The organism is Streptomyces sp. NPDC015242 (assembly GCF_043079125.1).
Classification (GTDB): domain Bacteria; phylum Actinomycetota; class Actinomycetes; order Streptomycetales; family Streptomycetaceae; genus Streptomyces.
The window spans coordinates 233,277-248,276 of record NZ_JBIBUF010000010.1 but is presented as its reverse complement, the minus strand read 5'-3'; the positions used below and the strand labels follow the sequence as shown (position 1 = coordinate 248,276).

Below are 15,000 nucleotides of genomic sequence, written 5' to 3'. Positions count from 1 at the left end.
CGCTGCTCTCGGACGGCGCCGTCGACGGTATTTGTTTCGGGGGGAAGTGATCGGCGTTCGCTGCCCGATCACCGCGCCTCTGCCCATGAACACCGCCCCCTCCTGCGGATGCCTGCGCTCCGATGAGCCCTTTCACATGCCTTGGGGCCGGTGGTGGGAGCAAAGCCTGCATGAGGCGTGGGAGACGATCCGGCCACGGCGTCCGCAGGCTGTCCCGGATCGGCACGAGCAAGGACAAGGCGCACTACCGGAAAGCGGGGCTGGAGCGGGGAGCCCTTCTCGAAGCGGCTAGATTCGGCACGCCAACTACGAGTTCCTGGGGGATGCCATGACAGATGAACCACAGCAACACTCCGAGCCTGGGCCTCTGTTGAACTTGGGTTGCCTGATGTTGCTGGTGACCTTCGGCGGCCTGGCGACGATGCTGTACGGGCTGGCAGTGCTGATCTTCGGCGACACCCCGGCCTCGTCCGCCGTCACCGTCCTCCTCGCGGGCCTGGCCGCTTCGGTCCTGGGCGTCGCCGTCATCAAGCGGTTCCCCAATGCCGTGCAGATGAAGGGATACACCCCATCGGCACGCGTCACCCGCCTGGCGGTCGAGCGTTCGCTGGGCGATCACCTCTTCACCCGCAAGAACACCAGCCCGCTGGAGATCGTGGCCGGCACGGTGACCGTCGGCGCTGTGATCGTGGGAGCCCTATGGGGCGTGAACTGGGTCCTCAGCAAGACCGGGACCGACATCCCAGGCCTCCGCAAACTGGTGATGACCGTGGTGCTTTGTCTGCTCGCGGCACTCGTCCTGGTGATCATCGCGCTTCCGGTCCTGTTGTGGAGGATGCCCAAGGGATTCGTTCGCACCCATCTGTACGCGGGTGGGCTCGTGTACACCTCCTACGGCCGCCCCCGCGCCGTGACCTGGGACGACGTCGACCACCTGGTGCTCTCACGACAGGCCCACAGAGCCAATCTCTTCGGCGGCAAGGTGGTCGCCTACCACGTGGTCACCCGTGACGGGCACCGCCTGCGGATCGACGCCCATCCCCACCTGGAAGCCGACCCTCTGGGTGAGCACATTCTCAACGCCGTTCGACTGCGCCAGCGCCCGGTACTGGAGGGCGGACCGGCGGCGGGCGACCCCGGTCACCGGCGGATCTAGCGCTTCGGCAGCGAGTCGAGGTCGGCGCGGGGCCGCGGCGCCACTCACCGAGGGCGGACCTGGAGTCAGCCGCCCTCGGCTCCGCAGGCGGAGGGGCCCTGCCAGGTCCAGCAGGCGTTGACGGTCTCGCTGTCCAACCGTCCATCAAGTGATCCGGCAGCACTAAGCGCCAGACCGGTGAACCTGTGCCCCGGGCGCGCCCACCGGAGTGCGGCGCGAGGAACGCCGCAACAGCACCCCGTGGGACGGGACACGGCACTGCGGGCGACCGCTGCGAGGCAGGGGCGCGCCCGGCGGCCGCCCATGATGGCTTGGGCGCGGGTGCCTGCGCTGCGGGTCAGTCCGGCCGGGTAGCCGAGCGCGGCGGCGGCCTGCGCGGCGTCCACTCCTTGCTGCTCCATCACGTCGACCCTCCGCTGCGCGCGCGGCGCGGTCAGTGCGGCCTGGGCGGTGTCGCGGTGCACGCCGAGCTGCTCGGTGACCCCGGCCACGGTGAGGACGGTATCCACCGCCGAGCATCCGGCCAGAGCCAAGGCGGTCGACGGCATGCCCGCCAGCGTGGGGACTGCGCGACGTCAGTAGTCGCATCGATTGCCCACCGTGCCCTCCGGCACCACGTGATCGTTTGAAACGCTGTGACGATCAACGCCCTCTCGGTGCAGGCCGCGGGCCGGGCCGTCGTGGCCGTCGCGCTGGCGTTGCTGCTCACCGCAGCCTGCACGGCGCGGCCGCGACCGGCGCTGCCTGCCTCGGAACGGGGACGCGACGCCCTGATCGCGACCGCTCAGCAGGTCCTCGTGAACCGGTGCCTTCACGCCCGGGGCGCCGCCGGTCCGCCCGCACGGCAGGATGTGCTGTTCGGGACCGGGCCTGCTGAGCTGTCGATCACGCTCACCACCGGTCACACCGTCCGCGCCCACACCGACGGCTGCCTGGCCGAAGCCCACCGCCACCTCTACGGCGACCAGAAACGCTGGTTCCACGCCCAGGTCATCGTCAACAACCTGCGCCCCGAGGCCCAGGCCCGGCTCCGCGAGGACCCCGCCTACCGCGCCGCTCTCGCCCGCCGGGAGGCCTGCAAGGACCACGACACCGCGTGCATCCGGTCAAGCGGCCTCGAGCGGCTGCGGGACCGGCTGGAACCGGCCCGGCTCGCACAAGTCCGCGCCGCGCACCGCGACGCCATCACCACCTACAACCGCCTGCGCGATCGCGCAGTGCGGCACGCGGCCCGCCTCTTGGCCGACCGCCCCACCCCCTATCAGAAAGGCAACCCACCCTCATGACCGTCAGCAGGCTTCTCACCTCCGCCGCCGCGGCCCTCCTCGCCCTCACCGGCAGTCTCGCCGCAGCGACGCCGGCCGGCGCGGCCGACTGCCCCAGCGGCAACTTCTGCGCCTGGGAGCATGCCAACTTCGAGGGCCAGCGGGCGAACTGGCACGGCGACGACGGCTGGTGGGAGAGCCACATCGCCGACGCCGACTCCTCTTGGGCCAACCACGGCATCGCAGGCCCGGGCATCCCCGCCTACGTGCAGGTCTACAGCTCGGCCCACCAGGGCGGGCACATGACCATCTGCCTCGCCCCCGGCCAGGAAGTCGCCTACAACGGCGCAGCCAACGACAGTGGCGACTCACACACTTGGGCCATGAGCTGCTGACACCCGACACGCTGGGTGGCCAAAGTCGTGGTGGGCCTTCCGCGACGTCATCCCGCTGCTCGCCGGCGCCCATGGGGAACCCGCGACGGAGCTATGGCGGGTCGAGCCCTACGACCGCAGGGACTGGCCGCCGCTGCCGGGTCCAGCCGATGCGCGGCTGGACCCGGCTCCTGGCTGTGTGAAGCGGCCGAAGCCGGCGTCTAGTAACGGGCCTGGAGGTAGTACAGGCCCGTGGCACCGGTCTCCACCACGGTGCCTATGTCGCACTGCCGCGGACGGCAACAAGGCCGACACCTATGCCTACAGCCCGCGCCGCGTGGCCGAGTGAACCCGATCAGCCTCGGCCTCCGCGGTTCCGGCTCACCCTGCCATAAATGATCATAACTATCAGGGCGGCGACGGCATTGCCGAGGATGACGCACGTGAGAGAGGAACCAGTGGAAACGATGAGTACCTACCCCCTGGCCCCACGACCAGGCCAAAGAGGTCCCAACAGAAGTTGTTGATCAAGTGACCGTCGGCTTGTCTGCTCGTTGGTCCCAGCTTCGGCCCCGGCTCTGGCAGCAACGGGGCACCTACCCGCCGAGCTGGAGCGACGCCCCACCCCAGTCACCCCCGCCGCGCCGCGCGGACCGGCTGCGCGCCTACCTGGCGGAGGCTCAGTTCACGGCCGCGCCGCTGACCACACCTCAGCTGCTGGACGCCGTGGCAACGCTGCTCGACCACTGGACCCTCGGCGCCCGGGAGAGCGCGGCACTCGCCCGACTCCTCGCCGACGCCGAGGGACTGCGGCCGGCCGGCCGCGTCACCGACCGGCTGGGCCGGCGCGGCCAGGCCTACGTGACCGACACGCCCGGCGTCCGCCACATGCTGATCATGGACCCGGCCACCGGCGCCGTCCTCGGCCTCGAAAGCACCCTCACGGCTCCCCAGCCCGAGTACGGCGTCGATGAAGGCGCGGTCATGTCGTACAGCGCCTGGACGCGCTGATCACCTCTTGGGCACACCGGGCTCCCGGGCCGCCGCGGAAGCCCGCCGGGGGACGGGCTCTCGTCCCGTGCGCGTGTGCACGAACGTCATGCGAGAGACGGTTCCCACCACCAGGCGACGGATGGTATCGACGGAGGTGAGACATCGGCCGGCGGGGAGCAGGTGCGGGTGGCGGTGGTGGTGACGGCACCGGGGTGGAGGCCGTCGGGGTTGCTGTAGCGGTCGGCGGTCAGGCCCCAGTCGAGGTTGCCGGGCAGAAGGTGGGCGAGGTGAGCGACATAGGTGTGCAGTGGGGGACTCGCCCCGCGCAGAATCTGGTGACGCAAGGTGATGAAACGGTGAGTGAGCCGATTGCACAGTTCCACTGCCCGCTCCATCGCCTCCGCTCGGCCGCAGTGGTGCTCCCGGCTGAGCACGTCCACCAGGTTGAGCCCTGACGGGGTGCTGCCCCCGGCTTGTTCGAGCCACCGTTCCTTGCCGTAGGAGAAGAGGTCGTCGTCGAACGCCGCCGTGGTGAAGGCCAGTTCGGTCAGGGCTCGCACCGGAGGTGAGGACAACTCCGGCTCGGGGATCTCCACGCCCTCGATGATCTCCGCCCAGCACAGAGTGGCGGCACCCGCCGCCGTGTGCTGCCGCATGTGGGCGTAGTCATCCAGGGTCGGGGTGCTCCGCGCGGCGCGGTGGCCCAGTTCCCACAGCACGGCGAGGAACCAGGCTCGATGGGCATCGGCGCAGCGTCGGATCTGCGTGGGGGTGGCCCACCGGTGTGCTCGGCGCGCCAGGTCACCCACCGCTGCCGGCACGAGGTCGTCCATAGGGCCGTCCGGCTGCGCCTGCGGCGCTTCCAGTGTTCGCACGATCCTCGTGGCGAGGTGCGCGAATCGGGACGCGCGCCCGCCGGACGGGCCTTCGTCGCAGTGCACATCGTCGAAGTGGAACATCAACGTGCACCAGTCGACCGCGAGTTGCAGACGGTCAGCCGGTGCCCGGGGCATGATCCGCCCGTAGAAGCCGGGGCAGTCGTTGCCTCGCAGACGAACGCGCTGCTGCTCGGTCAGTGGGAGGCCGAAGCTGTCGATCCATTCCGCGGTGCGCCTCGCCATGACGTCTTCCTCGGGATGGCGGAGGGTGGGCAGCGGACAGTAGCGGGCTGGAATGTCCACCGACACGGTCTCGTGGTCCGGCACAGGTTCACCTCCTGACGCGCCCGGCGCATCGGCGACACCTCGGCGGGCCGGCCGGAGATCCCTTCGGCGCTGGGCGGATCACGTCGCGCGGCCCCGTCGGGTGGTGACCTCCATCAGAAGTCGGCGGGGACGCAAGGCCGTGGACAGTGCCACCGGGCGGACGTCACTTCCCGGGACGAGACGCAGCCGGCGCCTGGCGATGATCGTGGACAACAGCATGGTGCTCTCGGTCAGGCCGTAGGCTTCCCCGGCGCACTTGCGGGCGCCGCCACCGAAGGCCGCGAAAGCCCCCCGTGGCAAGCCGCGGGCGCGTTCCGGAAGCCACCGGTCAGGATCGAAGACGTCCGGATTCCGGTGCACCGACGGGTTGCGGTGCACTGCCGGCGCGCAGAAGGCCACGGTGGTGCCGGCGGGCAGGCGGCGTCCGGCCAGCTCGGTGTCGTCGGTGGTCACTCGCGTGAACAGCCAGCCAGGTGGATACAAGCGCAGCGCCTCGGTGATGACCCGCACCGTGCAGGGCAGATCGGGCATGTCACCGACGTCACCGACACCGGCTCGGCGGTCGGCGAGCGCGCTGTCCGCCTCGTCCTCCAGCTGCTCACGTACGTGCGGATGGTCGTGCAGCAGGTACAGGGCCCACGAGACGGCCGCGGCCACGCTGTCTGCCCCAGCGACCACGAGCGTCAGCACCTGGTCGTGGATCTCGTCGTCCTCCAGCCCGCCCTTCGCTCCGTTTTCGTCGTCCCGCGCGGCGATCAGGGCCGACACCAGGTCGCCGCGGTCGGTGCCGCCACGTCGCAGCTCGGCGACGAGGTCAGCGATGCCTCGGCGCAGTTCACCCACGGCACGGTCGAAGCGGCGATTGACCGGCAGCGGCAGGCGCTGCAATGAGGGTGGAACGAACATGCGGAAGGTGAGCTGATGGAGCACCGTTTCCACCGGGCCGCGGAAGCGGTCCACCACTGCATCTGCGTCCCGGGCGGCGAACAACGTGCGCAACACCGTGCGCAGGGCAGCGCCGAACAGTTCCTGATAGGCGTCGACGACCCGGCCCTCGCGCCAGCCTTCCACCAGCGCGGCGGCTTCCTCCTCCATCACCACCGCGTACCCGGCCAGTCGCGCGGGGTGGAATGACGGCTGGATCAACCGACGCTGGCGGCGGTGTTCGGCGAACGCGCAGCTTCCCACCCCGTTGCCGATGGTGGCGCGCACCCGATCGAAGAACGGACCGCCCTTGTCGAAGACCCGGTCGTCGGTCAGCACCCGCCACAACAGCTCCGGCTGGCAGGGCACGAGTGCCCGGACCCCACCCAGACGCACCTCTACCAACTCGCCCTGTTCGGACAGCTGTCGTGCGAACCGCAGCGGACGCCGCATCAACGGCCAAGCGTGGCCGATCACCGGAAGTGGCCCCGGCGCCACCGGGGCGTTGCAGGTCGGTGAGACCATGAGCCCTCCTGACGAGCGGTCAGCGGTCGCCCGCTCACCAACCGCACGCCCTCACCCTCCACCGTAAAGGCCCCTGCCGGACCACGCACAGACGCCATGACGCCAAAAACGAAGAAGCACACGCTTCCGCACACGGCTCCGACGCTGAGCCCTCGCAGCGTCGGCGACGAGCCGGCGGGGCTGTCCTGAACGGCGAGGTGAGCAGCCGAGGGCAGGCGGCCTGATGAATCGGTGTCCGTTCCGTGGCAAGGCCGTCCCGTTGCATCGGTGCTCGATCACTCCGGCGGACGACGGCAGCCGGCAGCGCGTCGTGAGGGGCCGGTCACCGGCGTACCAGCGCCGGATCGACGCGGGTCAGTGCCGCGGGCACGTCCAGGTCCCAGCCGGAGCTGTACGCCGTGCTGAAGTCCGCCTCGCCGAGCGCCGCTTCGGTGCGTGAGCGCAGGGTCCGGAGGTGGGGGTCGGTGGGGTCGTGGGCGCCGCGCAGGCGTGCGGCCGCGCCGAGGATGACGGCCGCGTCGTGATGCTGTCCGTGGAGGGCCGCGAGACCGGCCACGGTCACTGCCACGGTCGCCACGATCGGGAGGTCCTGGCTGTGGAGCGCGGCGGCGTATGCGTCGTGCAGGACGTGCGCGGCCGCCGGCGCGTCGGCGTGCCTGAGCCAGAGTTCGCCCCGCACGGTCGCGATCAGCGCCTGGCCGTGTTCGCCGGCGTGCTGACCCCGCGCGCGCAGGCCCGCTTCGGCCGCGTCGATGAGCCGCCCGGCGCGCTCCAGATCGCCCGTCTGCACGTGCAGGCGGGACTCGCGTGCGTCGAGCAGGACCGCCAGTTCGGGTGAGGCCGAGCGCAGGGCGCGTTCCCGGGTCGCGGTGATGATCTCGGTCGCCTGCGCGGTCCGGCCGAGGCGGAGCAGGAGGTCGAACCGGCGCAGGGCGATGAAGACCTCGTCGCTGAGGCTGAGCACTCCGAACTCACCGGCCAGCCGTTCGGCGTCCCGCAGGTCGTCCAGCGCGGCGTCGAGTTCGCCGTCGTACTGGCGCAGGAGTGAACGCAGGGGCAGGGCCGTGGCCACGGCCCAGTGGTCGCCGGCCCGGGTGAAGCAGCGCAGGGCTGCCGAGACGTCGTCGCGTGCCTGGTCGAGGTCGCCCCGGTTCTCGGCGGCGCGAGCGCGTGAGACGCGGGCGTAGCCGGCCAGCCAGAGGTCCGGCCCGTCGACGAGGCCCTGGACGAACGCCTCGCTCCTCGCGGACGGGTGCAGGAGGGCGAGTCTGACGGTGGTCAAGGTGCCGGCGAAGCCGGGGAGTTCGTGGTGGCGCAGCAGACGGTCGGTGAGGGCGGACAGGTCCTGCTCGTCCTTGTGGAAGAGGTCGTTGAACAGCGCGCTGTGACTGGTGCGGGAGTTGAGCTGGAGCATCGCCCGGGCGATGTCGTGCCTGGCGCCCGGGTGCTCGGTCGGCAGTGCGACGGTCTGCCCGAGCCAGTGGGCGGCGTCATCGTGCCGGCCGCGGATCTGCCAGTACCAGGTCAGGTCGAGCGTGAGTGCGGTCGCGGCGTCGGCGTCTCCCGTGTCGCAGAGGTGGCGCAGGGCGGCGATCACGTTGTCGTGCTCGGCGCGCAGCGTGTGCAGGGCGCCGAGCTGGTGAGGGCCGCGGGTCAGTGGATCGTAGTGGGCCACCAGGTCGGCCATGTAGTGGGCGGCCAGGTCCCGCACGCCGACGAGGGTGTCGTTCGCGGCCAGGCGATCCAGACCGTACTCCCGGATCGTCTCCAGCATGCGGTACCGGCCGGTGTCGGGTTCGAGTTGCAGCAGAGAGCGGTCGACCAGGTCGGCGAGAAGTCCGGGGATGCTGCGGACGGGCACTGTCGTCCCGGTGCAGACCGCGGCGGCCGACGCGGGCCTGACGCCGCCGGGGAGCACCGCGACGCGCTCCGCCACCGTACGCGCGTCCTCGTCCAGGAGGTCCCAGCTCCACGCGATGACCCCGCGCAGCGTGCGGTGGCGGGCAGAAGCAGTGCGATTGCCCGTGGTGAGGAGCCCGAACCGGTCCGACAGCCCGGCGGCCAGATCGGTGAGGGAGAGCGTGCGCAGACGGGCGGCCGCCAGTTCGAGGGCGAGCGGCAGACCGTCCAGGCCGCGCACGATGCGCAGCACATCGGGCAGCGTGTGATCGTCGACCGCGAATCCGGGGCGCACGGCGGCCGCCCGCTCGGTGAACAGGCGTACCGACGGTGCGTCGCGGACCTGCTCGACGCCCGCGTCCGGGCCGGGCAGGGGCAGGGGACCGAGCGGGACCAGCGTCTCCCCATCGATGGCCAGGGGCTCGCGGCTGGTGGCCAGCACCCGTAGTCCGGCGCATCGCGGCAGCAGCGCCGCGACCAGGTGCGCCGCGGCGTCGATCACATGCTCGCAGTTGTCGACGACGAGCAGGCTCTCGCGGCCGTCGAGCCGGTCGGCCAGGACGTCGACATCGTCGGCGGGCTCGTCGCGCCGCGCCGAGTCGCCGAAGAACGCGGGGCCGCGCAGACCGAGCGCGGCCAGCACGGCCCCACCGACCTTGCCGGGTTCGGTCACCGAGGCGAGGTCGACCAGCCAGGACCCGTCGCGGTACGCGGGGCGCTGGAGACGGGCGGCCTCGAGGGCGAGGCGGGTCTTGCCGGCACCGCCGGGGCCGAGCACGGTGACCAGGCGCCCGGAGGCGAGCAGCGTGCCGATACGGGCGAGGTCGTCCTCACGGCCGATGAAGCCCGTCAGTGGCGCGGGCAGATTGCCCGGGCTCCGGGCGGCCTCCGCGGCGTCCACGAGGGCAGGCGGCTGGAACTGCTGGGCAGGCGGTTCGGGCTGCCGGACGGGGGATTCGGGCTGCTGGACGGGCGGTTCGGACCTCTGGACCGGTAGTTCGGGCTGCTGGACGGGCGGTTCGGACCTCTGGACCGGTAGTTCGGGCTGCTGGACGGGCGGTTCGGATTTCTGGACGGATGGTTCGGACCGCTGGGTCCGCAGCAGGCGCAGGTGCCGTTCGCGCAGCGCCGCTCCGGGATCGGCGCCCAAGGCGTCCGCCAGCCGCGCGCGGAACTGCGCGTACCGGGTCAGAGCCTCGGCCTGACGCCCCTCGGCCGCCAAGGCGTCCATGAGCAGCGCGACGGCCCGCTCGTGCAACGGCTCCCCGGACAGCAGTCCGCTCAGGCGAGTGGCGGCCTGACCGGCGCGCCCCAGGGCCAGCTCGGCCTCGGCCAGGTCGACGACGGTCTCGAGGGACGCCTGGGCCAGGCGGGTCGCCGCCGCTGGCTCCACCGCGGCGACAGCGAGGGGTTCGGCGCCGGGATGCCCGCCCCACAGAGCCAGGGCCTCACCCAGCCGGGCCGCCGCGCCCTGCGGGTCACGTGCGCGCAGACGCTCCCGCCCGGCCGCAGTCAGGTACTCGAAACGCAGCACGTCCACGTCTCGTGCGTCCACGTCCAGCCGGTAGCCGCCGCCGGCCTGCACGACCGCACCCGGTCCGCCCAACGCCCTGCGCAGCCGCGAAGCGAGCGCTTGAAGGGCGTGCGCGGGACCGGCCGGAGCGTCCTCGGGCCAGATCGCGTCGATGAGAGTCTGCTGCCCGACCGGGCGGCCGCCGGCGAGCGCCAGCCGCACCATGAGCTGCTGCAGCCGGGAGCCGGAAACGGGCACGACCGTACCGCCACGCGACGCCTCGAACGCGCCGAGCAACGTGATGCGAAGCCGCGCATCCCCATCCATGACCCGATCCTCGCGCGAGCGCCCTGCGACGGCAAAATCCGAGCGCGCCTCCTCGGGCGTGCGCCTCGGGTACCGGAGGACATCGCGCACGCCGCGCTCACAGCGCGCACAGTCCTGGAAGCTGATTCCCACCGGCCGGTGTCAGCGCTATGTGCGCCCTCTGTGAGCGGACCGCGCCAGTCTTCGAGTGCCGCGGCGGAGAGAACGGTCGCCGCGGGCGACTCCACGACTCACGCGCTCGGACAGAGGAGGTTCCCGATGACCGGGACCACCGGTGCCACCGGTACCACGACCACGAACACCCCGACCACCGGCAGCACGACCACGAACACCCCGACCACCGGCACCCCGGGTACCGGCACCCCGGACACGGCCGACGGCGGCTGGGCCCGGACCTGGGGTGCCTCTCCCCACGCACCGATCAAGGAGTTCGGCCCCCTGCCCTCGTTCGCCGACACCACCCTGCGCCAGGTGGTACGCATCAGCGGCGGCGGGCAGCAGCTACGCCTGCGCGTCACCAACGAGTACGGCACCGAGCCCCTGACCATCGGCGCGGCCCGGATCGCCCTCGCGGCACCCGAAGGCGGGATCCGTCCCGGCAGCGGGCGTGAGATCACCTTCGGCGGCAGGTCGGCCGTGACCGTCCCGACCGGGGCGCCGATGCTCAGCGACCCGATCGAACTGTCCCCGCCCGCGCTCTCCGAGCTGTCCATCAGCCTCTACCTGCCCAAGGCGGTCGAGAGCCCCACCTGCCATGCCATGGGCGTGCAGACCGCCTGGACCATGCCGGGCAACGGCGTCGACGCGCTCACCCCGCCCGCCGGCGCCGCGTCCCTCCCCCTGCAGGCCCTCGTCTCGGCGATCGACGTGCGCGCCGGCACCGCAGCCACGACCATCGCGGTCATCGGCGACTCGAACACCGAGTGCTCGGGCACGACCCCGGACACCAACCGGCGCTGGACCGACCGCCTGGCCGAGCGCCTCGCGGAGCTCGACGGCCCCACCGTCTGCGTCTCCAACCAGGGCATCAGCGGCAACCGGATGCTGAACGAGGGCCTGGGCGATTCGGCCCTGGCCCGCTTCGACCGCGACGTACTGGCCACGCCGGGGCTGCGGTACGTCGTCCTGGCCATCGGCCTCGGCGACATCGGCGTCTCGTACCCGCCCCGGGACGGCAGCGGCCCCGCGCCGGAGTTCCTCGCCATGTTCCCCGGCGAACCGGTGACCGCCGACGACTTGATCGCGGGCTACCGCCAGCTCATCGCCCGGGCCCGGGCCCGCGGAGTGCGCGTCTACGCCCCCACCCTCACACCGTACGAGGGCGACGAGATCTTCACGCCGGAGGGCGAGCGTGTACGCCGGCGGGTCAACGAGTGGATCCGCACCAGCGGCGCCTTCGACGCGGTCATGGATTTCGACGCCGTCTGGCGTGACCCCGCCCACCCGGGCCGGATCAGGGACGGATTCCACGCCGGTGACCACCTGCACGGCAGCGACGCGGGCTGCCGCGCGCTGGGCGACTCCATCGACCTGGCGCTGTTCCGGTGAGCCCCCCACCACTGAACTGGATGACGAGAAAGCGAGAAAGCGAAATGCCGAGATGTCGAGATGTCGAGATGTCCAGGAGAACGTGTGATGCATGACGTGGTGATAGCGGGCGCGGGCCCCGTCGGGCTGCTGGTGGCCTGCGAACTCGGCCTCGCCGGCTGCGATGTCCTGGTCCTGGAACAGGACGCGGGGACCACCCCAATCAAAGCCATGCCGCTCGGTATGCGCGGCCTGTCCGCCGCCTCGCTCGAGGTGTTCCACCGCCGCGGACTGCTGCAGCGACTGCTGAACGCTTCCGGCGCCGACACTTCCCACGCCGGCCATGACGGCCACCCGGATCCGGACCCGCGGGTGGCACCGGCGCCTCGCAGCGTCGCGCACTTCGCCGGCATGATGCTCGACCCGGCGGACATCGACGCCGACGCCCTGCCCTACCGGCTGCCCAGCCCGGTGCCGGAAGGCGTGATGACCAGCCTCGAAGCGGTGGAGACCGTACTGGCCGAGCAGGCCGCCGCGGTCGGCGTCCGGATCCGCCGCGGGGCCCGGGTCTCCGCCCTGCGCCAGGGCCCCGGCAGCGTCACCGTGCGGGCCGGGGACCACGAGTACCGGGGGCGCTGGCTCGTCGGCTGCGACGGAGGACGCAGTACCGTACGCCGCCTCGCGGGTTTCGAGTTCACCGGTACCGGACCGCAGTTCACCGGCTACACCATGCTCGCCACCGTGGCCGATCCCGAGGTGCTGCGGCCCGGCTTCACCCTCACGCCGACCGGGATGTACCTGCAGATGCCCACCCCCGGACACATCGGCATGCTCGACAGCGACGGCGGCGCCTTCGACCGCACCCGGCAGCCGACCGTCCAGCACCTGCAGGAGGTTTTGCGCCGCGTGTCCGGTACCGGCGTCACCCTCGACGACGTCCAGCTCGTGTCGACCTTCACCGACCGGGCGATGCAGACCACCTCCTACCGGCAGGGCCGCGTCCTGCTCGCGGGAGACGCCGCGCACATCCACTCGCCGCTGGGCGCGCAGGGACTCAACACCGGCATCGGCGACGCCGTCAACCTGGGCTGGAAGCTCGCCGCGACCGTCCACGGCCACGCCCCCGACGACCTGCTCGACACCTACACCCGGGAGCGCCACCCGGTCGGCGCCGGGATCCTGGACTGGACACGTGCCCAGAGCGCGGTCATGAAGCCGGGGCCGCATGCCCAGGCCCTCCGGGCCCTGGTCCGCGACGTGCTGGGCACCCGCGACGGAACGACGTACGTCCACCACCGGACGTCAGGCACCTCCACCCGCTACGACCTCGGCAGCACGCACCCCTTGGTGGGCCGCAACGCGCCCGACTTCCACTTCACGGACGGAACACGCCTCGGCGACCTCATGCACCAGGGGAAGGGCGTCGCCGTCGACTTCACCGCCGGCCGACGGCTCGCCGGTGCCCCTGCCCGCAGCCGGGACCGGATCCGGTATGTCGCCGGACGGGCAAGGAACGAACTGGGCTGCGGCGCCCTCCTCGTCCGCCCCGACGGCGTCGTCGCCTGGGCCGATGGACCCCATCCCGACCGCGACGCGTTCACCCGGGCCGCCGCCCGCTGGTTCGGCGGCGCCACCGCCTAGTCACCACCTGGGACACCGATCATCTCGGTACGGCCATACGCCCTTCGAAGCCCGCCTCCCACAGGGCGTTCCGGGCCGCCGGGACGCGGCAACGAGGGCACGTGGGAAGCCGAGGAGAGGACGACGACCGAGCATGACCGGCACGGAACAGGCCACTTCGCCCGTCGTGGACCAGTCGGTGCTCGACGACCTGCGCCTGCGCCTGGACGGCAACCGCCCGGTCGACGTCCCGGCCGGGTTCGGTTGGCCGCGCGGTGTCGACGGGGACTACCTCGCTGTCGCGGTCGGAGTGGCAGACATATCCATCCGACGTGCCCTACCGCAGGACCTGCTGAGTCAGCGCCCGGGAGGAGCGGATGTCCAGCCACTGCGCGACCACCGACAACAGTCGCATCGGTGCCGCGGTTCCTGGCTCCCCGGCTCTCTCGTGAACCGACCGCTGGATCACCGGCGTAGTGCTGAAGCAGGACGGCTACCGGACCCAGCGCGCCGCGCACGCCGGCCGACGGACGCTGCCGCGCCTCGGGCAGGTAACCGACATGCCCGGAGCACTTCCCCGCAGTCGACGCGCAAGGGCACCGGTCCGTCAGGCCCTGACGGCGGCCTCGGTCCGCCCGGCGGCGCGCGGCTGGGGTGGGGCCGTCGCGGTGCGCCGGTACGCGCTGGGGCTGATGCCCCGGACCCGTTTGAACGCCGCGCTGAACGCGAACGCGTCGGAGTAGCCCACGGCGCGGGCGACCTCCGCGACCGTCACCGTCTCGCGCTCGGTCAGCAGGTCCGCCGCGAGCGTCATGCGCCAGCGCGTGAGATAGGTCAGCGGCGGCTCGCCGACCAGGTCGGTGAACCGCTTCGCCAGCGTGGCGCGCGACACCCCGGTCCGGGCGGCCAGCGAGGCGACCGTCCACGGCGCCGCCGGTTCCCCGTGCAGCAGGCGCAGCGCGCCACCCACCACGGGGTCGCGCCCGGCGGAGTACCAGCCCGGCGGAGTGCCGCCGGGCCGGTCGAAGTACTCGCGCAGCGCGCACACCAGCATCCAGTCCAGCAGCCGGTCGAGGACGACCTGCTGGCCCGGCGTGTCGGCGGCGACCTCGGCGGCGAGGTGGTCCCACACGGGATCGGGCCCGCCACCGGATCCCACGCGCAGTACGACGGGCAGCGCGTCCAGCAGCCTGCGGCTGATCTCGCCGTGCACCGGATAGGCGCCGACGACCAGGGTCGTCGTGTCCTCCCCGCCGGTACCGGCGTCGTGCCAGCCGAGCCGGTACCGGGTCCCGCCCTGCTCGGGCGTGGAGCAGAACGCGCCGCACGCGACGGGTTCGGCCCGGGTGCCCACCTCGTCGACGAAGAGGAACGGCGCGGGGCCCCGCACGATCACCGTCTCGCCGACGGCGAGACGCTCGGGCGGACGGCGCTCCGGCACGATCCATCCGCCTCCGGAGAGGACGGTGCACAAGGTCAGCGGTGCGCCGTCCACGAAGTGCAGGGACCAGGGCGGGGTCAGGGTCGAGCTGCCGAACAACGAACCCTGGGCCCGCAATCCGCGCAGCAGGTCACCGAAAGCATCCACCCGCCCAGGCTAAACGATTCAGACGATCACCCAGGTGATCTGGCTCATCACCCATGGAACCGTCCGGGTGGGTGCCGTTGAATC

At 71.9% G+C, this 15,000-nt stretch carries 10 protein-coding genes and 1 pseudogene; 6 read left to right on the top strand and 5 right to left on the bottom strand.

From position 1 onward, the window contains the following. Window positions 1–388 precede the first annotated feature (388 nt). Complete coding sequence (locus ACF07N_RS31040; protein ID WP_392119295.1) at window positions 389–1,156, top strand: DUF6585 family protein; 768 nt, start codon at window positions 389–391, stop codon at window positions 1,154–1,156. Window positions 1,157–1,221: 65 nt separating this feature from the next. On the opposite strand, the gene ACF07N_RS31035 is transcribed toward ACF07N_RS31040, so the two are convergent. After that, window positions 1,222–1,704: a hypothetical protein gene (locus ACF07N_RS31035; RefSeq protein WP_392119292.1), complete on the bottom strand. Its 483-nt coding sequence runs from the start codon at window positions 1,702–1,704 to the stop codon at window positions 1,222–1,224. 87 nt (window positions 1,705–1,791) lie between these two features. On the opposite strand from ACF07N_RS31035, the gene ACF07N_RS31030 reads away from it, so the two are divergent. From ACF07N_RS31030 to ACF07N_RS31020, 3 genes and pseudogenes are all read left to right on the top strand, one after another. Beyond that, a complete protein-coding gene (locus ACF07N_RS31030) occupies window positions 1,792–2,442 on the top strand; it encodes a hypothetical protein (protein ID WP_392119289.1) in 651 nt (216 codons plus the stop codon). Beyond that, window positions 2,439–2,816: a peptidase inhibitor family I36 protein gene (locus ACF07N_RS31025; RefSeq protein ID WP_392119286.1), complete on the top strand. Its 378-nt coding sequence runs from the start codon at window positions 2,439–2,441 to the stop codon at window positions 2,814–2,816. The genes ACF07N_RS31030 and ACF07N_RS31025 overlap by 4 nt, the downstream gene beginning before the upstream one ends. A gap of 573 nt (window positions 2,817–3,389) precedes the next feature. Further along, window positions 3,390–3,806, top strand: a pseudogene (locus ACF07N_RS31020) (hypothetical protein); the annotation flags it as partial. An 86-nt stretch (window positions 3,807–3,892) separates the two neighbouring features. Here ACF07N_RS31020 and ACF07N_RS31015 read toward each other — a convergent pair. The 3 genes from ACF07N_RS31015 to ACF07N_RS31005 form a co-directional block, all read right to left on the bottom strand. After that, window positions 3,893–4,993, bottom strand: coding sequence for a terpene synthase family protein (locus ACF07N_RS31015; RefSeq protein WP_392119283.1), 1,101 nt, complete (start codon window positions 4,991–4,993; stop codon window positions 3,893–3,895). Window positions 4,994–5,071: 78 nt separating this feature from the next. Next, the gene (locus ACF07N_RS31010) at window positions 5,072–6,442 is read right to left on the bottom strand and encodes a cytochrome P450 (RefSeq protein ID WP_392119280.1); all 1,371 of its coding nucleotides are present in this window, start codon (window positions 6,440–6,442) and stop codon (window positions 5,072–5,074) included. Window positions 6,443–6,764: 322 nt separating this feature from the next. After that, a complete protein-coding gene (locus ACF07N_RS31005; RefSeq protein WP_392119277.1) occupies window positions 6,765–10,181 on the bottom strand; it encodes a BTAD domain-containing putative transcriptional regulator in 3,417 nt (1,138 codons plus the stop codon). Between the two features lie 258 nt (window positions 10,182–10,439). Between ACF07N_RS31005 and ACF07N_RS31000 the strand changes: the two genes are divergently transcribed. Both ACF07N_RS31000 and ACF07N_RS30995 read left to right on the top strand, forming a co-directional pair. Then, window positions 10,440–11,729 carry an SGNH/GDSL hydrolase family protein gene (locus ACF07N_RS31000; protein ID WP_392119274.1) on the top strand — a complete coding sequence of 430 codons (1,290 nt, stop codon included), beginning with the start codon at window positions 10,440–10,442 and terminating at the stop codon, window positions 11,727–11,729. An 87-nt stretch (window positions 11,730–11,816) separates the two neighbouring features. Further along, a complete protein-coding gene (locus tag ACF07N_RS30995; protein ID WP_392119271.1) occupies window positions 11,817–13,349 on the top strand; it encodes an FAD-dependent monooxygenase in 1,533 nt (510 codons plus the stop codon). Window positions 13,350–13,935: 586 nt separating this feature from the next. Here the strand turns inward: ACF07N_RS30995 and ACF07N_RS30990 are convergent. Next, the gene (locus tag ACF07N_RS30990; RefSeq protein ID WP_392119268.1) at window positions 13,936–14,916 is read right to left on the bottom strand and encodes an AraC family transcriptional regulator; all 981 of its coding nucleotides are present in this window, start codon (window positions 14,914–14,916) and stop codon (window positions 13,936–13,938) included. Between the last annotated feature and the right edge of the window lie 84 nt (window positions 14,917–15,000).